The sequence below is a fragment of the Roseateles hydrophilus genome (genome assembly GCF_026712245.1).
Taxonomy (GTDB): domain Bacteria; phylum Pseudomonadota; class Gammaproteobacteria; order Burkholderiales; family Burkholderiaceae_C; genus Pelomonas; species Pelomonas hydrophilus.
In genome coordinates, this window is sequence record NZ_JAPPUY010000001.1 from 185703 (window position 1) to 207264 (window position 21562).

The 21562-nt window shown below is 66.6% G+C and carries 18 protein-coding genes; 16 read left to right on the top strand and 2 right to left on the bottom strand.

Features of this window, described 5'->3' with window-relative positions; translation table 11 throughout:
• Positions 1-67: 67 nt before the first annotated feature.
• The 3 genes from NYO99_RS00820 to NYO99_RS00830 are packed head-to-tail and all read left to right on the top strand — an operon-like array spanning position 68 to position 4729.
• Complete coding sequence (locus NYO99_RS00820; protein WP_268165203.1) at positions 68-3925, top strand: FAD/FMN-binding oxidoreductase; 3858 nt, start codon at positions 68-70, stop codon at positions 3923-3925.
• Positions 3922-4284, top strand: a complete 363-nt coding sequence (locus NYO99_RS00825; RefSeq protein WP_268165204.1) for a 2OG-Fe(II) oxygenase family protein — start codon at positions 3922-3924, stop codon at positions 4282-4284. Before NYO99_RS00820 ends, NYO99_RS00825 begins: the two co-directional genes overlap by 4 nt.
• 4 nt (positions 4285-4288) lie before the next feature.
• On the top strand, positions 4289-4729 hold the full coding sequence (locus NYO99_RS00830) for an HIT family protein (RefSeq protein WP_268165205.1): 441 nt from the start codon (positions 4289-4291) through the stop codon (positions 4727-4729).
• Here NYO99_RS00830 and NYO99_RS00835 read toward each other — a convergent pair.
• On the bottom strand, positions 4713-5198 hold the full coding sequence (locus NYO99_RS00835; RefSeq protein WP_268165206.1) for a hypothetical protein: 486 nt from the start codon (positions 5196-5198) through the stop codon (positions 4713-4715). The two genes, NYO99_RS00830 and NYO99_RS00835, sit on opposite strands and share 17 nt — an antisense overlap.
• A gap of 439 nt (positions 5199-5637) precedes the next feature.
• Here NYO99_RS00835 and NYO99_RS00840 point away from each other — a divergent pair, with 439 nt between their 5' ends.
• Complete coding sequence (locus NYO99_RS00840) at positions 5638-7467, top strand: S8 family peptidase (RefSeq protein WP_268165207.1); 1830 nt, start codon at positions 5638-5640, stop codon at positions 7465-7467.
• An 88-nt stretch (positions 7468-7555) separates the two neighbouring features.
• Here NYO99_RS00840 and NYO99_RS00845 read toward each other — a convergent pair whose 3' ends face one another.
• On the bottom strand, positions 7556-9589 hold the full coding sequence (locus NYO99_RS00845) for a M13 family metallopeptidase (protein WP_268165208.1): 2034 nt from the start codon (positions 9587-9589) through the stop codon (positions 7556-7558).
• Between the two features lie 110 nt (positions 9590-9699).
• On the opposite strand from NYO99_RS00845, the gene pstS reads away from it, so the two are divergent.
• From pstS to NYO99_RS00905, 12 genes are all read left to right on the top strand, one after another.
• On the top strand, positions 9700-10746 hold the full coding sequence (gene pstS, locus NYO99_RS00850; RefSeq protein ID WP_268165209.1) for a phosphate ABC transporter substrate-binding protein PstS: 1047 nt from the start codon (positions 9700-9702) through the stop codon (positions 10744-10746).
• Positions 10747-10797: 51 nt separating this feature from the next.
• Positions 10798-11190, top strand: coding sequence for a gamma-butyrobetaine hydroxylase family protein (locus NYO99_RS00855; RefSeq protein WP_268165210.1), 393 nt, complete (start codon positions 10798-10800; stop codon positions 11188-11190).
• A gap of 10 nt (positions 11191-11200) precedes the next feature.
• On the top strand, positions 11201-11932 hold the full coding sequence (gene ubiE / locus NYO99_RS00860; RefSeq protein ID WP_268165211.1) for a bifunctional demethylmenaquinone methyltransferase/2-methoxy-6-polyprenyl-1,4-benzoquinol methylase UbiE: 732 nt from the start codon (positions 11201-11203) through the stop codon (positions 11930-11932).
• Positions 11933-12155: 223 nt separating this feature from the next.
• On the top strand, positions 12156-13118 hold the full coding sequence (locus tag NYO99_RS00865) for an EpsD family peptidyl-prolyl cis-trans isomerase (RefSeq protein WP_268165212.1): 963 nt from the start codon (positions 12156-12158) through the stop codon (positions 13116-13118).
• A gap of 15 nt (positions 13119-13133) precedes the next feature.
• Entirely contained in the window at positions 13134-13958 is an 825-nt protein-coding gene (gene epsE, locus NYO99_RS00870) for a polysaccharide export protein EpsE (protein WP_268165213.1), read from the top strand.
• A gap of 20 nt (positions 13959-13978) precedes the next feature.
• Positions 13979-15409, top strand: coding sequence for a chain length determinant protein EpsF (epsF, locus tag NYO99_RS00875; protein WP_268165214.1), 1431 nt, complete (start codon positions 13979-13981; stop codon positions 15407-15409).
• 32 nt (positions 15410-15441) lie between these two features.
• Positions 15442-16296 (top strand): polysaccharide biosynthesis tyrosine autokinase, encoded by an 855-nt coding sequence (locus tag NYO99_RS00880; RefSeq protein ID WP_268165215.1) that lies wholly within the window; start codon positions 15442-15444, stop codon positions 16294-16296.
• 23 nt (positions 16297-16319) lie between these two features.
• The gene (xrtB, locus tag NYO99_RS00885) at positions 16320-17240 is read left to right on the top strand and encodes an exosortase B (RefSeq protein ID WP_268165216.1); all 921 of its coding nucleotides are present in this window, start codon (positions 16320-16322) and stop codon (positions 17238-17240) included.
• Positions 17237-17935 carry an exosortase-associated protein EpsI, B-type gene (gene epsI, locus NYO99_RS00890; RefSeq protein WP_268165217.1) on the top strand — a complete coding sequence of 233 codons (699 nt, stop codon included), beginning with the start codon at positions 17237-17239 and terminating at the stop codon, positions 17933-17935. Before xrtB ends, epsI begins: the two co-directional genes overlap by 4 nt.
• Before the next feature lie 5 nt (positions 17936-17940).
• The gene (gene gmd / locus NYO99_RS00895) at positions 17941-19062 is read left to right on the top strand and encodes a GDP-mannose 4,6-dehydratase (protein ID WP_268165218.1); all 1122 of its coding nucleotides are present in this window, start codon (positions 17941-17943) and stop codon (positions 19060-19062) included.
• A gap of 8 nt (positions 19063-19070) precedes the next feature.
• Entirely contained in the window at positions 19071-20060 is a 990-nt protein-coding gene (locus NYO99_RS00900; protein ID WP_268165219.1) for a GDP-L-fucose synthase family protein, read from the top strand.
• Positions 20057-21562: a lipopolysaccharide biosynthesis protein gene (locus tag NYO99_RS00905; protein ID WP_268165220.1), complete on the top strand. Its 1506-nt coding sequence runs from the start codon at positions 20057-20059 to the stop codon at positions 21560-21562. Before NYO99_RS00900 ends, NYO99_RS00905 begins: the two co-directional genes overlap by 4 nt.

The window sequence follows — 21562 nt, forward strand, 5'->3', positions numbered from 1 at the left end:
CCGGATTCTGAAGGGAAATACCCCGCTGCGATAATTCCGCTCCTCTATGAACGCACCGCATCCCCTGATGCCGGCCGCCGCTGATGTGGCCGACACCGTCGCCCACGACGCCCCGCGCCTGCGCGAGATTCCGTACAACTACACGTCGTTCTCCGACCGCGAGATCGTCATCCGGCTGCTGGGCTCGCGGGCCTGGACGCTGCTGGACCAGCTGCGCGGCGAGCGCCGCACGGGCCGGTCCGCGCGCATGCTGTACGAGGTGCTGGGCGACATCTGGGTGGTGCAGCGCAACCCCTACCTGCAGGACGACCTGCTGGACAACCCCAAGCGCCGGGCGCAGCTGATCGAGGCCCTGCATCACCGCCTGGGTGAGGTGCAAAAGCGCCGCGACCCGCTGAGCGACCCGCAGCGCGACGCCGCGGTGGGCGAGCTGCTGCAGGCCGCGCGCGGCGCGGTGGCCGAGTTCGACAAGTTCTTTGACAGCACGGCCGCGCTGCGAAAGCGTGCCGCCAAGACGCTGGCCCGCCACACGGCCAAGGACAACATCAAGTTCGACGGTCTGGCGCGCGTGTCCCACGTGACGGACGCGACCGACTGGCGCGTCGAGTACCCCTTCGTCGTGCTGACGCCCGACACCGAGGCCGAGATGGCGGGCCTGGTGGGCGCCTGCTTCGAGCTGGGCCTGACCGTCATCCCGCGCGGCGGCGGCACGGGCTACACGGGCGGCGCAGTGCCGCTGGTGTGGAACAGCGCCGTCATCAACACCGAGAAGCTGGAGGCGCTGCGCGGCGTCGAGATGCTGCGCCTGCCGGGGCTGGACCGGGAGGTGGCCACCATCTTCAGCGAGGCCGGCGTCGTCACGCAGCGCGTGGCCGACCTGGCCGAGCAGCACGGCTTCGTCTTCGCGGTGGACCCGACGTCCGCCGAGGCCAGCTGCATCGGCGGCAACGTGGCCATGAATGCCGGTGGCAAGAAGGCCGTGCTGTGGGGCACGGCGCTGGACAACCTCGCCAGCTGGCGCATGGTGACGCCCGAGGCCAAGTGGCTGGAGGTGATCCGCCTCAACCACAACCTCGGCAAGATCCACGATGTGGAGACGGCCAGCTTCGAGCTGCGCTACTTCGACGCGTCGGGCAAGACGCTGGAGAAGACCGAACGCCTGGACATCCCCGGCCGAGTGTTCCGCAAGGAAGGCTTGGGCAAGGACGTCACCGACAAGTTCCTCGCCGGCCTGCCCGGCATCCAGAAGGAAGGCTGCGACGGCCTCATCACCAGCGCGCGCTGGATCGTGCACCGCATGCCGGCGCACACGCGCACCGTCTGCCTGGAGTTCTTCGGCAACCCCAAGGACTGCGTGCCCAGCATCGTGGACATCAAGGACTACATGTTCTCGATTGCGTCCACCGGCGTGCTGCTGGCGGGCCTGGAGCATTTGGACGACCGCTACCTGAAGGCGGTGGGCTACGCGACCAAGAGCAAGCGCGGCGGCTTCCCGAAGATGGTGCTGATCGGCGACATCGTCGGCGACGACGCCGATGCCGTGGCTCGCGCCACCAGCGAGGTCGTGCGCCTGGCCAACGGCCGCTCGGGCGAGGGCTTCATCGCCGTCAGCGCCGATGCGCGCAAGAAGTTCTGGCTGGACCGCAAGCGCACCGCCGCGATCAGCAAGCACACGAACGCGTTCAAGGTGAACGAGGACGTCGTGATCCCGCTGCACCGCATGGGCGAGTACACGCTGGGCATCGAGCGCATCAACATCGAGCTGTCCCTGCGCAACAAGCTGGAGCTCGTCACGGCGCTGCAGGCGCTGTTCACGACGGGCAAGCTGCCGCTGGGCAAGAGCGACGACGCGGGCGAGATCCCCAGCGCCGAGCTGCTGGAAGACCGCGTGCAGCAGGCGCTGGCGCTGCTGCGCGAGGTGGGCGAGCTCTGGCAGGGCTGGCTCAATGGCCTGGATACCGGTTTCTTCGAGCAACTGCAGACGCATGAGCTGCGCGCGTCGTGGAAGACGCAGATCCTCAAGCCGCTGCAGACGCTGTTTGCCGGCGCCGCCTTCGAGCCGCTGCTGGCCGAGTGCCGCCGCATCCACAAGGACGTGCTGCGCGGCCGCGTGTGGGTGGCGCTGCACATGCATGCCGGCGACGGCAATGTGCACACCAACATCCCCGTCAACAGCGACAACTACCAGATGCTGCAGACGGCCCACGAGGCCGTGGCCCGCATCATGGTGCTGGCGCGCAGCCTGGACGGCGTGATCTCCGGCGAGCACGGCATCGGCATCACCAAGATCGAGTTCCTCAGCGACGACGAGCTGGCCAACTTCACGGCCTACAAGCAGCGCGTGGACCCCGAGGGCCGCTTCAACAAGGGCAAGCTGCTCAAGAGTGACGCGCTGCCGGCCGGCCTGCACTCCGATTTGAGAAATGCCTACACGCCGAGCTTCGGCCTGATGGGGCATGAGTCGCTGATCATGCAGCAGAGCGACATCGGCGCCATCGCCAACTCGGTGAAGGACTGCCTGCGCTGCGGCAAGTGCAAGCCGGTCTGCGCCACGCATGTGCCGCGCGCCAACCTGCTCTACAGCCCGCGCAACAAGATCCTGGCGACCTCGCTGCTGGTGGAGGCCTTCCTGTACGAGGAGCAGACGCGCCGCGGCGTGTCCATCAAGCACTGGCAGGAGTTCGAGGACGTGGCGGACCATTGCACGGTCTGCCACAAGTGCGCCTCGCCCTGCCCGGTGAAGATCGACTTCGGCGACGTGACGATGAACATGCGCAACCTGCTGCGCAAGATGGGCCAGAAAACCTGGCGCCCTGGCAATGCGGCGGCCATGTTCATGCTGAACGCCACCAACCCCGAGACCATCAAGCTGGCCCGCAGCGCGATGGTGGGCATCGGCTTCAAGGCCCAGCGCCTGGCGGTGGACCTGTTCAAGCCCGCGGGCCGTAAGCAGACGAGCGCGCCGCGCGCGACCGTCGGCTCGGCGCCCGTCAAGGAACAGGTCATCCACTTCATCAACAAGAAGCTGCCCGGCGGTCTTCCCAAGAAGACGGCGCGCGCGCTGCTGGATATCGAGGACAAGGACTACGTGCCCATCATCCGCCCGCCGGCCACGCCGAGCGAGACGGAGGCCGTGTTCTATTTCCCCGGTTGCGGCTCCGAGCGCCTGTTCAGCCAGGTCGGCCTGGCCACGCAGGCCATGCTCTGGCATGCCGGCGTGCAGACGGTGCTGCCGCCCGGCTATCTGTGCTGCGGCTACCCGCAGCGCGGCTCGGGCCAGTTCGACAAGGCCGAGAAGATGATCACCGACAACCGGGTGCTCTTCCACCGCGTCGCCAACACGCTGAACTACCTCGACATCAAGACGGTGGTGGTCAGCTGCGGCACCTGCTTCGACCAGCTGCAGGGCTACAAGTTCGAGGACATCTTCCCCGGCTGCCGCATCATCGACATCCACGAGTACCTGCTGGAGAAGGGCATCACCCTCGGCTCCAAGAGCAGCTACCTGTACCACGACCCCTGCCACTCGCCGATGAAGCAGCAGGAGCCGATGAAGACGGTCAAGGCACTGGTGGGCGAGAACGTCGTCAAGAACGAGCGTTGCTGCGGCGAAAGTGGCACGCTGGGCGTGACGCGGCCGGACATCTCCACGCAGATCCGCTTCCGCAAGGAAGAAGAGCTGCGCAAGACGGAAGCCACGCTGCGCGCCAGCGGCAAGGTCAGTGCGGACGAGAACCTCAAGATCCTCACGTCCTGCCCGAGCTGCCTGCAGGGCCTGTCCCGCTACGGCAACGACCTGCAGAACGGCCTGCTCGAGGCCGACTACATCGTCGTCGAGATGGCGCGCCAGATCCTGGGCGAGAACTGGATGCCGGACTACGTGGCCAAGGCCAACGCCGGCGGCATCGAGCGGGTGCTGGTGTGACCTTGTCTGGCTACCTGCGCGCCGCCTTTCGGTGGCAGCGCGGGCGCCAGGGCAGCGGCTACGACAAGATGCTGCTGCTCACCGGGCGCTGGCCGCTCCCGTTTGACAGCTACCTGATCCGCTACCCCGAGGGCAGCGCCATCCCGCCGCACACCGACCCCGTGCAGACGGGGCGTCACTACCGGCTCAATCTCGTGCTGAAGGCCTCGCCGCGTGGCGGTGAGTTCGTCTGCGCGACGCCGATCTGGCAGAGCCGGCGCATCAAGTTTTTCCGGCCCGATGCGTGTGAGCACAGCGTCACGCGCGTCGAGGGCGGCAGCCGCTATGTGCTGTCCGTGGGCTGGGTTCTGAAAGGCTGACACCATGACCTGCCCGCTTTGCGCCACCGACGGTGGCCTCGTTGTCGCGCGCACCAACCAGTTCCGCGTCATCCGCGTCGTCGATGGCGACGAGGCGCGGCGCTTCCCGGCCTTCTATCGGCTGATCTGGAACGCGCATGTCGCCGAGTTCGGCGATCTGGCGGATGCGGAGCGGCACGCTTGCATGGACGCCGTCACCGAGATCGAGCGGGTTCTGCGGGCGCAGCTGGCGCCAACCAAGATCAACCTCGCCGCGCTGGGCAATGTCGTGCCGCATCTGCACTGGCACGTCATCGCCCGCTTCGAGTGGGACAGCCATTTCCCGGCGCCGGTGTGGGCGGCACCGCAGCGCGACGAGGTGGCGGGTGGTGCCGCCGCACGGCTGGCGCAGCCGCTGGCGGCGGTGGACGCGGCGATCGCGCAGGCGCTCAACTGCCGCGGCTGATCCGCACGCTGCGTGCCGCTGTGCGCGTGCCGTCCGCGCTAATTTCTTGAGTCGCGTTCGGGTCGACGATGCCGACCGTGAACCGGTAGACCTGCGCGTCGGCCGTCTTCTGGGCGCTGCAATCCATCCTGTACATGGCCCGGCGAACGCTATGTGCCAGCGCGTGCGAGACGCCCTTGGCAGACACCGCGCCGATCTCGCCGTTCTCCAGCACGAACTGCACGTGCACGTCGCCGAAGCGCGTGGTGTCCGTCCAGGCGCGTGCCAGGGCCTGCGTGAGATCGTGGTCGATCGTCGGGCACGCCTTGTGCACGTCGTGGCGCGGCACGGTTTCGATCACACGGCCACCGTGGACCTCGACGCGCTCCATCGCGGTGGTCTGCGTTTGCGCCATCGCCGGGCCAGTAGCCAGCGTCAGCGTGGCGAGGGCGGCGAGCAGGCGGCGGGTGTTGCGCAGGGTGTGGGACATGGCGGACTCCTTGATCGGTTGACGTTGCGGGAGACGACGCTGAATTGCGTCGACCTGTGCTCAGGCTAGGTGCTCGGTCGAGCGCACCCAAGGCGCTTGGGATGAGCTGCGTCTGCCGTGCGACGACCTGTCGAAAACCGAGGTCGAACTGAGTTCGTGCCAGGACGCCTGCTCGGGGCGTGCCCATGTCATTCGTCACGTTCCAGCGCCATCCGGACTAGCACTATCGGGTGGGTTCCGTCCCTGCGTGGGGTGACAAGGTCGGCATGCGCCCGCTGACAGACTTCGCGCCGCTTCGGAATGCGCCGGCCGGCAGGGCAGGGGAGAGTGGGAGACCCAGCCGGTGAACCGCCAACAAGGCGGCGTCGCCCCAAGTGGAGATCCCACGGGCCCGAGCCGGCCTGCCGTCCGTCACGGTGACTTTTGTGGAACCCCCTCAATGAGATTCGTTGTTGCAAACAAGAAGTCCCTGATCGCGCTGGCCTGCGGGCTGCTGTCGATGGGCGCCGTGCAAGCTGGTGTGTCCAATGTGCAGGTCGATGTGGGTCTGGCCAGCGCCGTGCAGCGCGCCGCCCCGACCACGGACCGCCTGATCGTCGGCTACCGCGACGCTGCCGAGGCCGACACCGCCGACGCCCGCGTGCTGCGCGCCCGCAGCGTGGACGCGACCGCGCTGTCCAGCCGCCTGGGCTCGGTCAACGCCCGTCTGTCCCAGCGCGGCGCCCAGGCCCGTCTGCTGCGCCAGACCGGCACCGGCGCTCATGTGTTCAAGCTGGATCGTGCGCTGGCCACTGCCGACCTGGAGCGTCTGGCCGCCGAGCTGAAGGCAGCCGACCCCAACATCGCCTACGCGGAACCCGACCGCAAGATGTACCCGCTGCTGACGCCCAACGACACCAGCTACACCTCGCAGTGGGACCTGTTCGAGACCACCGGTGGCATCCGCGCCCCGGCGGCCTGGGACCTGGCCACCGGCACGGGCGTCGTGGTGGCCGTCATCGACACCGGCATCCGCCCGCACGCCGACCTGTCGGGCCAGATCGTCGCCGGCTACGACATGATCAACGACACGGCGGTCGCCAACGACGGCAATGGCCGCGATGCCGATGCCAGCGACCCGGGCGACTGGACCGCCACCAACGAGTGTGCCGCCGGTGACCCGGCCTCCGGCTCCAGCTGGCACGGCACGCACGTGGCCGGCACGATTGCCGCCAAGACCAACAACGCCTCGGGCATCGCCGGCATTGCCTTCAACGCCAAGATCCAGCCCATCCGCGTGCTCGGCAAGTGCGGCGGCTACACCTCGGATATCGCCGACGGCATGATCTGGGCCTCCGGCGGCACCGTGGCTGGCCTGCCGGCCAACGCGACGCCGGCCAAGGTGCTGAACCTGTCGCTGGGCGGTGGCGGCGCTTGCGACACCACGTCGCAGAACGCGATCAACAGCGCCCGCTCGCGCGGTGCGGTGGTGGTGGTGGCGGCTGGCAACGAGAACCAGAACGCCAGCAACTCCAGCCCGGCCAACTGCAGCGGCGTCATCACCGTGGCGGCCACCGACCGCAACGGCGCGCGGGCCTACTACTCCAACTACGGCACGGTTGTGACGCTGGCGGCCCCGGGTGGCGACGTGCGCTCGTCCAGCAGCAACGGCATCCTGAGCACGCTGAACGCCGGCACGCAGGCGCCGGGCGCCGACAACTACGCCTACTACCAGGGCACCTCCATGGCCGCACCGCACGTGGCCGGCGTGGCGGCGCTGATGTTGAGCGTCAAGCCCACGGCGACGCCTGACCAGATCAAGGCCGCGCTGCAGAGCAGTGCGCGTGCCTTCCCGGGCACCTGCTCGGGCTGCGGGTCGGGCATCCTGAACGCGCAGGCGGCGGTGCAGGCCATCACCGGCACCACCACGCCGCCGACGGGCACGGTCAACGAGACCGAGTCCAACAACACGCGCGCGACGGCCAACACCGTGTCTGCGCCGGCCACCGTGAACGGCAGCATCGGCTCCACCAGCGACACCGACTACTTCAAGGTGACGCTGCCGGCCGGCAAGTCGCTGTCGGCCGCGCTGACCATGGGCAGCACCAGTGCCGACTTCGACCTGTACGTGCGCAACAGCTCGGGCACCATCCTGGCCCGCAGCGAGAAGGGCGCCGGCCAGGTGGACAGCGTGACCTACGCCAACGGCGGCTCGTCGGCCGTGACGCTGTACGTGCACGTGCAGCGCTACAGCGGCACCGGCGCGTACACGCTGAAGCTGCAGTGGTGAGCGCTGCCTTGATCGGCTGACAGGCCGAGCACGCAAAAAGAACGGGGCCGCGGCCCCGTTTGTCATTTGTGCAGCCCGGCGCGAGCCCTCACCAGACCGTCAGCGGGTCCTTGGCCACCATGGCGCTGCCGGGCTTGCAGGAGAAGGCCTGCGAGAAGTAGGGCGTGTTGGCCATCGGCGTCAGCACGCGGTACTTGGCCGGTGAGTGCGAATCGGTGCGCAGCTGGTTGATCAGGAACTCCGTGCGCACCTTGCTGCGCCACACCAGCGCGTTGCTGATGAAGAAGCGTTGGGCCGGTGTGTAGCCCGCCGTCTTCTTGTCCAGCGGCGTGCCGCTGCGCTTGAGCGCGCGCAGCAGGCCCTCGTAGGCGATGGGCAGGCCCGACACGTCGGAGATGTTCTCGCCCAGCGTCAGCCGGCCGTTGATGGTGTAGCCCGGCAGCGGCGAGATGGCGCCGTAGCGCTCGGCCACCTTGTCGGCGCGCGCCTTGTAGCCGGCGGCGTCCTCGGCCGTCCACCAGTCGGTCAGCGAGCCGCCGGCGTCGAAGTTGCGGCCGCTGTCGTCGAAATGGTGCGTGATCTCGTGGCCGATCACCATGCCGATGCCGCCGTAGTTGGCCGCGTCGTCCGCCGTGGCGGAGAAGAAGGGCGGCTGCAGGATGCCGGCGGGGAAGATGATCTGGTTCAGCCCGCCCGCGAAGGCGTTGACGATGTGCGGGCTGATGCGCCAGCGGTCGCGCTCCACCGGCGCGTCCAGGTCCTTGATCTGGCGGTCGCTGTGCCACAGCGCGGCCTTCAGCCAGTTGCCGGCGTAGTCGGTGCTGCTGAGCTGCAGGCCCTCGAACTGCGGCCACTTGGCCGGCGCGCCGATGACGGGCTGCATCTTGGCCAGCTTGTCCAGCGCGCGGGCCTTGGTGGGGGCGGTCATCCAGTCCAGCTTCTCGATGCGCTCCTTCATGGCGGCGCGCACGTCCTCCACCAACTGCAGCGATCGCTTCTGCGCCTCGGGCGAGAACGCGCGGGCCACGAACAGCTCGCCCAGCGCCATGGCCACCGGCTCGGTGCCGGTGCGGCCGCCGATCTGCAGGATGACGTCCTCGTTGCGCGGGGCCGGGGCCTGCAGGCCGGTGATGGCCTTGCCGCGGTACTCGAACGAGGCATGGGCCAGCGCCTTGGGCAGGCGCGGTGCCAGCGTGTCCAGCACGCGCAGCGACAGGTAGCTGCGCCAGACGTCCAGCGGCGTCTCGGCCGCCAGTTGGCCCACGCGGGCGGCGAACTCGGGCTGGGCCACCAGCAGGCGCTGCGGCAGCTTGGCGCCGGCCGTCAGCACGGCCAGGTAGGCCGTCCAGTCCAGCCCCGGCGCGGCGGCGCTCAGCTCGGCGGGCGACATCGGGTTGTAGGCCGCGTTCGGGTCGCGCAGCTCGGCGCGCTCGCGCGAGGCCTCGGCCAGCCGGGTCTCGAAGGCGGCCAGCGCGTCCAGCTCGGCGTCGCCCGCGGCCAGGCCGGCGCCGGTCAGCAGCGCGCGGGTGTAGGCGCGGTAGGCAGCCTTGAGCGTGCGGGTGCGGGCGTCGTCGCGGAAGTAGTCGTCGCGGTCCGGCAGGCCCAGGCCCGACTGGCCCAGCCCCAGCACGTTCTTGCGGGTGTCCTTGCGGTCAGGCTGAACGCCGTAGCCGATGGGTGCGCTGATGCCGCTGCGGTTCAGCAGCGCCAGCAGCGTGGGCAGGTCCTCGCGGCGCTGCAGCGCGTTGATGCGGTTCAGCAGCGGCGTGACCGAGCTCAGCCCGCGCGCCTCGATGGCGGCCTCGTCCATGCCGCTGGCGTAGTAGGCGGCAATGAGCTTCAGGCCTGGCGTGGTCTGCAGCGACGGCTGGTCGGCCAGCTCCTTGAGCGCGCGGTTCAGCAGCTCGTCGTTGGCCTGGCGCAGCTGGTCGAAGCTGCCGATGCGGGCGCGGCTGGCGGGCAGCTCGGTGGCGGCCTCCCAGTTGGCGTTGACGAAGCCGTAGAAGTCGTCGCAGGGCGACACCTCCTTGGACAGGTCACGGAGGTCCAAGGCCGGGGCGTGGGCGGCCAAGCCCAGCAGGGTCGCTGCCAGGGCTAGGCGGGTGCGTTGAAGGCGGGGCATGAGGTGGATGCGCAAAGCCGTGAAAACGCCCGATTAGAGCGGCTGACCGAGCGGCCGGCCGGAAGCCACAGGGCATGATTACGGGTTTTCACCAGTCAATCTCACCGTTCATGAAGCTGTACCAGCGTCTGGCCTTGACGTTCGCGGCCGCCGTGCTCAGCACCCCCATCGCGCTCGCGCAGGCTGTGCAGGGGCAGGGGGCGTCTTTCCCGTCCAAGATCTACGAAGCCTGGGCGCGGGCCTTCGAGAAGGCCGGCGGCGCGCCGGTCGCTTACAAGCCCACGGGCTCGGGCGATGGCGTCAAGCAGATCACCGCGCGCAGGGTGGACTTCGGCGGCACCGACACGCCGCTGTCGACTGCCGAGCTCGCCAAGCACAAGCTGGTGCAGATCCCCATGCTGGTGGGCGGCGTGGTGCCGGTGGTCAACCTCCCCGGGGTGGGCGGGCCGGTGCAACTGAACGGTGAGCTGCTGGCCGACATCTTCCTGGGGCGCATCAAGGTCTGGAACGATGTCCGCATTGCCGCGCTCAATCCCAACCTTGCGTTGCCGGTGCTGCCGATCCGGCGCGTCGTGCGGGCGGACAAGTCCGGCACCAGCGACGGCTTCAGCCGCTACCTCGCCGGGGCATCGGCCAGCTTCAAGGCCGAGGTGGGCGCCAGCCAGGCGCCGCCGTGGCCGGGCGAGCCGCTCAAGGCCGACGGCAACGACGGCATGGTGCAAGCGCTGCGCAGCACGCCCGGCGCGATTGCCTACGTGTCCTATGACCGTGTGCTGCGCGACAGGCTCGCCGCCGTCAAGCTGCGCAACGCGGCCGGGCGCTTCGTCTTGCCCAGCGAAAGCGGCTTCCGCATGGCCATTGCCGAGAGCGACATGCACCGCCAGGGCGACGACCTCGCCACGCTGCTGGACCGCCCCGGCAACGACGCCTGGCCCATCACGCTGACCAGCTTCGTGCTGCTGGACGCCGAGCCCGCCACCGCCGCCAAGGCGCTGGGCGCCATGAAGTTCCTGTACTGGTGCTTCATGCATGGCGACGACCTGACGCGCGGCACCGGCTTTGCGCCGCTGCCCATCAGCGTGCAGTCCCGCCTGGCGGCGCGCTTTATTCAGGTTCGCCCCAAGGACGGGCAGTTGCCGGCCTACCAGAGCTTCTGACCCGGCTGGCCCGGCACCTGGGCGGCCAGATAACTGAGGGACACTTGCGGCATGCCGCAGCCCACCGACATCACCGTCCATCAGCAGTCCCGCGTGCTGGAAGTCGCCTTCGACGACGGCGCGCGCTTTCGCATCCCGTTCGAACTGATGCGCGTCTACAGCCCGTCTGCCGAGGTCATGGGCCACGGCCCGGGCCAGGAAGTGCTGCAGACCGGCAAGCGCGACGTCCTCATCACCGGGCTGGAGCCCGTGGGCCACTACGCCGTGCGCCCGGAGTTCTCTGACGGCCATGCCAGCGGCCTGTTCACCTGGGACTACCTCTACAAGCTCGGCAGCCAAGAGGCCGCCCTGTGGGCCGACTACGAAGCCCGCCTGGCCGCCGCCGGCAAGGGGCGCGACGATGCCATGCCGGCCAAGGCTGGCGGTTCCTGCCACTCGCATTGAATTCCATCCCATGAGTCAAACCCACTTCGGTTTCCAGCAGGTCGACGAGAAGGAGAAGGCCAGCAAGGTGCGCGGCGTCTTCGACTCCGTCGCGTCCAAGTACGACCTGATGAACGACCTGATGTCGGCCGGCCTGCACCGGGCCTGGAAGGCCTACACGCTGCAGGTTGCCAACCTCAAGCCCGGCGAGCGCGCGCTGGACATCGCCGGTGGCACGGGTGACCTGTCGCGCGCCTTCGCCCGCAAGGTGGGCGACACCGGCATGGTGGTGCACACCGACATCAACGAGGCCATGCTGCGCCAGGGGCGCGACCGCCTGCTCAACGAAGGCCTCATCCTGCCCACCAGCCTGGCCGACGCCGAGAAGCTGCCCTTCAAGAGCGAGAGCTTCGACCTCGTCAGCGTCGCCTTCGGCCTGCGCAACATGACGCACAAGGACGTGGCGCTCGCCGAGATGTGCCGCGTGCTCAAGCCCGGCGGCCGGCTGCTGGTGCTGGAGTTCTCCAAGATCGCCGAGCCGCTGAAGAAGCCCTACGACTGGTACTCCTTCAACATCCTGCCCAAGCTGGGCTCGCTGTTCGCGGGCGACGCCGAAAGCTACAAGTACCTCGCGGAATCCATCCGCATGCACCCCGACCAGGCCACGCTCAAGGCCATGATGAAGGCGGCCGGCTTCGGCCACGTGGACGTGCACAACCTCAGCGCCGGCATCGTCGCGCTGCACGCTGGCATCAAGTGCTGAGCCTGTAGGCCGGGCGCGGGCGCCGGCCTTCCCGCTGAATCTTCACCTCACCCCCGGGAATACGGGGGATGGGGGAACTCGCGCCTGGAAAACGCTCTAACCCCCGGTTCGGCCGCCTTTTTAACGGGACAAAGCCCCCACAGAAGCGACATATCCGGCCGCTACACTGATTTGCTAACCCTGGGTGAGACCCCTTCCCCTGCACAACAAGGACATCGACAAGATGGCAACGCGACTGATCAAGCCCCGTGTTTCCCTGCTCGCCGCCGTGGCGGCTGCCGTGCTGCTGGCGGCCTGCGGCGGGGACAAGGGCGAGAAAGCTTCCCAGACGGCCGCCAAGGTCAACAAGGAAGAGATCACCGTCCACCAGATCAACTTCGTGCTGCAGCGCCAGCAGGGCCTGAAGCCCGAGCAGGCCGAGGCCGCCAGCCGCCAGGTGCTGGAGCGCCTGATCGACCAGGAACTCGCCGTCCAGAAGGCCCAGGAGCAAAAGCTCGACCGCGACCCCCGCGTCGTGCAGCAGATCGAGGCCGCCAAGCGCGAAATCATCGCCCGCGCCTACGTGGAGCGCGTGGGTGAGAGCGTCGCCAAGCCCACCAACGAAGAGATCGCCAAGTACTACAACGACAAGCCGGCCCTCTTCAAGGACCGCCGCATCTACAGCCTGCAGGAACTGCAGATCGAGGCCAAGCCCGAGCAGTTCGACGCGCTGCGCGCCAAGCTCAGCGCCGCCAAGAGCCTGGGCGAGTTCGTCGAGTACCTCAAGGCCAACGACTTCCGCTTCAACGGCAACCAGGCCGTGCGCGCTGCCGAGCAGCTGCCCCTGGCCAGCCTGGACAGCATCTCCCGCCTGAAGGACGGCGACTCCATGATCAGCCCGGCGCCCAACGGCATCACCGTGCTGTTCCTGTCCGGCTCGCGCAGCCAGCCGGTGGACGAAGCCCGTGCCCGCCCCGCCATCGAAGCCTTCCTGCTGAACCAGCGCAAGGCCGAAGTGGTGCAAAAGGACATCAAGGCGCTGCGCGACAGCTCCAAGGTGGAGTACGTCGGCAAGTTCGCCGAAGCCGCCGCCAGCGCGCCGGCCGCCGCCACGCCGGCACCGGCGCCCACCGCGAGCGAGGCGCCCGCCCCGGCCGCCAGTGGCCTGGATCCTGCTTCCATCTCCAAGGGCATGGGCCTCAAGTAAATGATGAAGACGACGATGCGCGTTCACCAACTGCTGATTGCTGCGGCGCTCGGGCTGGGTGCCCTGGGCGCGCAAGCCCAGGCGGCCGCCGCGGCTGCTCCCACTGTGTCGGCCGAGTACCGGCTGGGTGCGGGCGACGTGATCCGCGTCGTCGTCTATCAAAACCCCGACCTCACGCTCGAGACCCGCGTCTCCGAGTCCGGCGTCATCAGCTTCCCGCTGCTGGGCCATGTGCGCGTGGGCGGCCGCAGCATCAGCTCGGCCGAGCGGCTCATTGCTGACGGCCTGATGAGCGGCAACTACGTCAAGCAGCCCCAGGTCACGCTGACGCTGCTGCAGGTCAAGGGCAACCAGGCCAGCGTGCTGGGCCAGGTCAACCGCCCCGGCCGTTACCCCATCGAGACGGCCGACATGCGCCTGACCGACCTGCTCGCCACCGCAGGCGGCGTGGCTGGCACGGGCGGCGACCTGCTGGTGCTCACCGGCACCCGCAACGGCAAGCCCTTCCGCCAGGAGATCGACCTGCCCGGCGTCTTCAGCGCCGAGCAGAACCGCGCCAACGATGTGCTGATCCAGAACGGCGACGTGCTGTGGGTCGAGCGTGCGCCGCTGGTCTACATCTACGGCGAAGTGCAGCGCCCCGGCCCCATGCGCCTGGAACGCGGCATGACGCTGATGCAAGTGCTCGCCGCCGGTGGTGGCCTGAATCAGCGCGGCACCGAACGGGGCATTCGCGTGCACCGCAAGGGTGCTGACGGCAAGGTCCAGGTCATCCAGCAGGCCATGGATGACGGCGTGAAGGACGGCGATGTCGTCTACGTCAAGGAAAGCCTGTTCTGACCCCCACTGGAAATAACTAGATGAACTTCGTTCAATTCCTGGCCATCCTGCGGGCGCGCTACAAGTTGGTGCTGGGTGTTTTCTTCGGTACGGTGCTGATCGCATTGGCGGTCAGTCTGCTCATGCCCAAGAGCTACACCGCAAGCGCCTCTGTCGTCGTGGATTCGACCAAGCCCGATCCGCTTTCGGCCGTGCTGTACCCGGGTGGCATCAACCCCAGCATCATCGCGACACAAGTGGACGTGATCCAGAGCGACCGAGTGGCATTCAAGGTCGTTCGCAGTCTCAAACTCACCGAGAACCCGCAGGTTCGCGAGCAGTGGCAGGAGGCCACCAAGGGCGAGGGCAGCATGGAGCAATGGCTTGGCGGCGTGCTCCAGAAGTCGTTGGACGTAAAACCCTCGCGCGAGTCCAACGTCATCACAGTCACGTACAAAGGCGCTGATCCGAAGTTCGCTGCCGCGATGGCGAACGCGTTCGTTCAGGCCTATCTCGAAACCAACATCGAAATGCGTGTTGACCCGGCGCGGCAGTATTCGTCGTTCTTTGATCAGCGCGCCAAAGAGTCGCGTGACTTGCTGGAGAAGGCGCAAGCGCGGTTGTCTGACTTCCAGAAAGAAAAGGGCATCGTTGCGACCGACGAGCGGCTTGACGTTGAGACGGCACGCCTGAATGAACTGTCCAGTCAGTACGTGGGTATTCAGTCGTTGGTGTCAGATTCGGGCAGCCGCCAGGCAGCCGCGCGCGGCAGCAGTGCTGACCGCATGCAGGAAGTGCTGGCCAACCCGCTGATTGCAGGTCTCAAGGCCGATCAGGCGCGGGCGGAGGCGCGGCTGCAGGAACTGACGTCCAGACTTGGCGATAAGAACCCGCAGGTGATCGAAGCGCGTGCCAACCTCGCCGAACTGAAGGCGCGTATCGATACCGAGACTGTCAAGGTCACCAGCTCGCTGGGCATCACCAACAACATCAACCAGCAGCGCGCTGGTGACATCAAGGCGCAGTTGGAGGCCCAGCGCGCCAAGGTGTTGGCGATGAAAGCGGCACGAGACGAGGGCGCTGTGCTGCTGCGTGATGTGGAGAACGCTCAGCGCACGTATGACCAAATCATGCAGCGCCTCAACCAGACGACGCTCGAGAGCATGGCCACCCAGAGCAACGTCACGGTGCTTTCGCAGGCCGTCGTGCCAACGGAGGCTGCATCGCCACGAATCGTCCTGAACATGGCTGCTGCGGTGTTTGCCGGCACGTTGCTTGCTGTCGCACTCGCACTGGCGCTGGAGATGCTGGATCGTCGCGTTCGCACGGCAGAAGACGTTGCGCAGGCTGTGGGCCTGCCCATCATCGGTGTGCTGCCAGCCGCTGACGCGCGCCGCTTTTTTGGCAAGACCACCAAGGCCAACCTGATGCACCAGCGATTGCTGGGGCAGGCTGCAGGCAAGAGCGCCTGACCCCGATGCAAGCCGCTACCCCCGGAGCTTCCGTGAACGCCCCAGCAGAAATCCACGATCGACCCATCGGCGACCTGATCCGCGATGCCCGCAACCTCAGTGCGGCTGAAGTTGAGAAGGTGCTGAGCTTCCAGCGCCAACATGGCGTGCGCTTCGGTGAAGCCGCGATTGCGCTGGGCTTGGCCAGCCCTGACGATGTGCTCAACGCGCTGGCGCAGCAGTTTCATTACCCGCTTGCTACGGCCGAACGCCGGCTGGCCAGCCCTGAGCTGGTCACGCTGCTGCAACCATTCTCGGTGCAGGCTGAAGCCGTGCGTGCCACTCGCAGCCAGCTCACCATGCGCTGGAACCGGCCGGACCAACCTCGCCAAGCATTGGCTGTGATCAGCCCCGGCTCCGGCGATGGCAAAACCTACTTTGCGGCCAATCTGGCGGTGTCGCTGGCTCAGTTGGGCGGGCGCACGCTGTTGGTGGATGCCGACCTGCGCAGCCCGCGCCAGCACGAAGTCTTCAAGGTAAGCAACTCGGCAGGGCTTTCATCGCTGCTGTCGGGGCGCACAGAGAGCCAGGTCATCCAGGCGATCGAAGGCGTTCCTGGCCTGTTTGTTCTGCCGTCAGGCCCGCTGCCGCCCAACCCGCTGGAGCTTATCGAGCGTCCAGCGTTCGGTCTCCTTGTGCGCGAGTTGGTGTCCAAGTTCGACCACGTCGTGCTGGATACCGCCGCCGCTGCGCACGGTGCAGATGCGAGCGTCGTAGCCGGCAAATGCGGTGCGGCCATCGTGCTCGCCCGCAAAGGCCAAAACCGTGTCGATGCGCTGCAAGACTTGGTTGCAGGCCTCGCCGGTAGCTCTGCCCAGCTGCTTGGTGCCATCGTCAACGAGTTCTGACGGACGTGTCATCTTTCCCGGCCATGGGCGCCATGCAAGCAAGCAGATCCACCCCTGAAGCCCGCCGATTGCCCCAGTGGGCAACAAGCCGCAGCGGCCAACCTGACTACATCGCGCTGGCCCTGCTTCTGTTCGCGTTGTGCGTGCTGTTCGGGCCGACCATGGTCGACGTAGCGCGCACCATTTGGACGCGCGATGAACAGGGGCATGGCCCCATCATCCTCGCCGTCACAGCCTGGCTGGTCTATCGCAAGCGCCACGAGCTGCTCGCTCTGGAGGCTCGCCCCAGCTTGCTGGCTGGCAGCGCGTGGCTGGCGCTTGCCTTGCTTATGTTCGTGCTTGGCCGCTCACAAGCTGTTCTGCTGCTGAGTGTCGGGGCGCTCATCCCGCTGCTCGTGGGCTTGCTGTTGCTGATCATTGGCCCGGCGGCGGTACGGCTACTGTGGTTCCCGCTGTTCTTCCTGCTCTTCATGGTGCCGTTGCCGGCGACTCTGGTGATTGCCGTGACCACGCCGCTCAAGTCGGCCGTCTCTGCCGTGGCCAGCAGCCTGCTCTACAACCTGGGCTACCCGGTGGGCCGCAGCGGTGTGGTACTCACCGTCGGCCCGTATCAGCTGCTCGTCGCAGATGCCTGCGCTGGCTTGAACTCCATGTTCACGCTGGAGGCGCTAGGTCTGCTCTACATGAACATCATGGCCTACACATCCAAGGCCAGAAACATCGCCATGGCCATCGCCATCGTGCCTATTTCGTTCGTCGCGAACATCGTGCGCGTCTGCATTCTCGTGCTGGTCACCTACCACTTTGGCGATGAAGCCGGCCAAGGCTTCGTGCATGGCTTCGCGGGCATGGTGCTCTTTATGGTGGCCCTGATCTTGATCCTCGCCTTCGACCATGGAATGACTGGGCTGGCGCGCCTCACCAGGAAGCTGGGCAAGGCATGAGCACGCGTCGCACAGCCATTTTTGGTGCAACGGCAATGCTCGCCTCAGCCGCTTTGGCGGAATGGGCGCGGCCCACGATCCGTGTTTCAGACCTGCACCCAGAGTTCAAGCTCGACCAACTCTTCCCCAAGCGATTCGCTGACTGGCGCGTCGACGAGAACATGCCCGTCGTCGTTCCCCCGCCTGATCAGCAGGCGATGCTCGACAAGATCTACAACCAGACCCTCGCGCGCACCTATGTCGACAGCAAGGGCCGCCGAGTCATGCTGTCCGTGGCGTACGGGGGAGATCAGTCTGACGGCCTCACTGTGCACATTCCGGACGTTTGCTACGTCAGCCAAGGCTTCAAGGTGGAGCAGGGGCGTGATGACCGCATGGAAGTGCAGCCGGGCTTTCACATCCCGGTTCGTCACGTCCTGGCCACCTTTGGCCCGCGCATCGAGCCCATCACCTACTGGGTGCTGATGGGGGACGAAGCCACCATCTCCAACACGCAACGTCGGCTCGTTTCCATTCGCTACGGCCTGCGTCGCCTCATTCCTGAGGGCATGTTGATCCGGGTTTCCTCCATCAACCCCGACATGCCCCAAGCCCTCGACCTGCATCGCAGCTTCATCCTCGACCTGGTGGCGCAAGTGCCGCCTGCCGAGCGCGAGCGTGTCGTCGGCAAAGTCAATTTCCACAGCAAGTCCTGAACATCATGAGCCAAAGAAAAGTTGCACTCATCACCGGTATCACTGGCCAAGACGGCGCCTACCTGGCCGAACTGCTCCTGTCCAAGGGCTATGAAGTTCACGGCATCAAGCGCCGCTCATCGCTGTTCAACACCGACCGTGTGGACCACCTGTACCAAGACCCGCACGTGGACAACCAGCGCTTCAAGCTGCACTACGGCGACCTGACCGACTCCACCAACCTGATCCGCATCGTCCAGGAAACCCAGCCTGACGAAATCTACAACCTGGGCGCCATGAGCCATGTGGCCGTGAGCTTCGACCAGCCCGAGTACGCCGCTGACGCCGACGGCATCGGCACCCTGCGCCTGCTGGAAGCCATCCGCATCCTGGGCCTGGAAAAGAAGACGCGCTTCTACCAGGCCTCCACCTCCGAGCTGTACGGCCTGGTGCAGGAAATCCCCCAGAAGGAAACCACCCCCTTCTACCCGCGCAGCCCCTACGCCGTGGCCAAGATGTACGCCTACTGGATCACGGTCAACTACCGTGAGGCCTACGGCATCTACGCCTGCAACGGCATCCTTTTCAACCACGAGAGCCCGCTGCGCGGCGAAACCTTCGTTACCCGCAAGATCACGCGCGCCATTGCCCGCATCGCGCTGGGCCTGCAGGACTGCCTGTACCTGGGCAACATGAGCGCGCTGCGCGACTGGGGCCACGCCAAGGATTACGTCGAGATGCAATGGCTGATGCTGCAGCAACAGCAAGCCGAAGACTTCGTCATCGCCACCGGCGTGCAATACAGCGTGCGCCAGTTCGTGGAGTTCGCAGCGGCCGAACTGGGCGTCACGCTCGCCTTTGAAGGCGAGGGCGAAAACGAAGTGGGCCGCGTCGTCAAGGTTGAAGGCGACAAGGCCAAGTGCAAGGTCGGCGACGTCATCGTGCGCGTGGACCCACGCTACTACCGCCCCACCGAAGTGGAAACCCTGCTGGGCGACCCCACCAAGGCCAAGGAAAAGCTCGGTTGGGTGCCCAAGACCACGCTGAAGGAACTCGTGGCCGAGATGGTCGAGGCCGACTACACCTCCGCCCGCCGCGACAGCCTCGTCAAGGCTGCGGGCTTCCAGGCCTACGACTACAACGAGTGAGCCCGGCCATGAGCACACTGCCCAAAGATGCACGCATCTACGTGGCTGGCCACCGTGGCCTGGTGGGGTCGGCCATCGTGCGCAATCTGCGCGCCAAGGGCTGCACCACCATCATTGAGCGCACCCATGCCGAACTGGACCTGACGGACCAAAAGGCAGTGGACGCGTTCTTTGCCGCCGAAAAGCCGGACTACGTGTTCTTGGCGGCTGCCAAGGTGGGGGGCATCCACGCCAACAACGCGTACCCGGCCGAATTCATCCGCGACAACCTGGCCATCCAGACCAACATCATTCACGCTGCACACATCCACAAGGTGCAGCGCCTGCTGTTTCTGGGCTCCAGTTGCATCTACCCCAAGCTGGCTCCCCAGCCCATGAAGGAAGAGCATCTGTTGACCGGCGCGCTGGAAGCCACGAACCGGCCCTACGCCCTGGCCAAGATCGCCGGCATTGAAATGTGCTGGGCGTACAACCGGCAGTACGGTACGCAGTTCCTGGCGGCCATGCCCACCAACCTGTACGGTCCCGGTGACAACTACCACCCGGACAACAGCCACGTCATCCCGGCGCTGATCCGCAAGTTCCACGAAGCCAAAGCCAGCGGTGCGCCGACGGTGACGGTCTGGGGCACGGGCACCCCGCGCCGCGAGTTCCTGTACAGCGACGACATGGCCGACGCCTGCGTGTACCTCATGTCGCTGGCCGAAGCGCCCTACACGGCCCTGCTTGGCCAGGACCGAAACGACGGCCTGGCGCCGCTGGTCAACATCGGCGTGGGGCATGACCTGAGCATTCGGGAACTGGCCGAGGCCGTGGCCAAGACCGTGGGCTTCACGGGCAGCCTGACCTTCGACACCACCAAGCCCGACGGCACCATGCGCAAACTGATGGACGTCAGCCGCATGACCGCCATCGGTTGGCAGGCAAGCACGTCTTTTGAAGATGGGCTGAAGTCCGCTTACGCCGACTTCCAGGCCAACGTCATCCAAAAGCCGTGAGCAGCAAAGGCAACCTCACGCAACGAACGCTCCATGCCGCCAAATGGGGTTACCTGGGCGCCGCAGGCAAGCTGCTGATCCAGCTCGGGTCGCAGATCCTGCTGGCCCGGATCCTCGGGCCGGCCGAGTACGGCATGTTCGCCGTCGGCGCGATCGTTGTGGGGGTTGCCAACTACTTTGCTGACGCGTCCATTGGCTCCGCCCTGGTCCAGCGCAAGCAGATCAGTGACGACATCGTCCGCTTCATCGCCACCTGGCAACTCGCCGCGGGCCTGGTGGTCACTGCCGTACTGCTGCTGTTTGCGCCGCACATTGCGGGCTTCCTGACGCACCCGGAGGCCACGCCGTTGCTACGTGCCTTGTCGTTCGTCTGCCTCATCTCGGCGCTCACCTCTGCGCCGGCCAACCTGCTGCGGCGCGAACTCAACTTCAAGGCCCTGCAATTGGGGCAGCTGGCTGGTTTTGCGGTGGGCTATCTGCTGGTTGGCATTCCCATGGCGCTGGCAGGTGCCGGCGTGTGGAGCCTGGTAGCAGCCTGGTTGGTGCAGGCCAGTTGCACCCTGGTGTTGGTGTGGAAGGCGGCACGGCCCCCCATCGGGCTTCGCTTCCGTGCTGATGACGGCGTGGACACCCTCAAGTTCGGCGGCCACGCCTTGCTCAGCAATCTCGCCACGTGGTCGGGCAGCAACCTGGACCGCATCATCGTCAGCCGCGCCTTTCCGGCGCACGAGCTGGGCGTGTACCACGTTGTTAACAACCTGGTTTCGACGGCGATCACCCAGATCCTGTCGACGTTGCAAGCGGTCACCTTTTCCAGTACCTCGCAGGTCAGTGCTGATGCGCAGCGCATCAGGGCCAGCTTCTTGACGGCCGCCGAGGCTGCCCCTGTCGTTGTGCTGCCTATCTTTGCCACTCTGGCTGTGACCGCCAAGATCGTGCTGATCGGCCTCTACGGTACGAAGTGGCAAGAAGGCGTTGAACTGCTCCAGCCTGTAGCGCTGACCGCAGCCATGTACGGCCTGTCCGGCACCATCACGCCACTGCTGTGGGCCTCCAATCACATCCGCCACGAAAGCCGTGTGCAGATCATCAGCAGCGTGCTGATCGGTGTTGCGTGTTACGCCGCTGCGCTCCAAGGCAGCATCGTCACCGTGGCCTGGGCCTTGTTTGGCGTGGCCTCAATGCGCTACGCCTACCTCCTGCGTTTTGCAGCCCGGTCCTACGGCGTGCCGCTGAAGCAACTGGGCCGACACCTGATGGCCGGTCTGCTGACCACCGCGCTTTGTTGTGTGGGTGCTTGGGGCATCAGCACCCTGCTGGAACCGGTGCTGCTGGCCGCTCCCGTGCTCACGTTGTTGGCCACCATCCTGACTTGCGGCCTGGTATTGGCCTTGTCCGTTGCGTGCGCGGTGCGTTTCGCCGCGTCTGACGCCTTCCGGGCACTGGTCAAGGGCTTCATTGCCAAACGGCGCAAGACTGCCGCTCCTGACAACTCGGCGTGA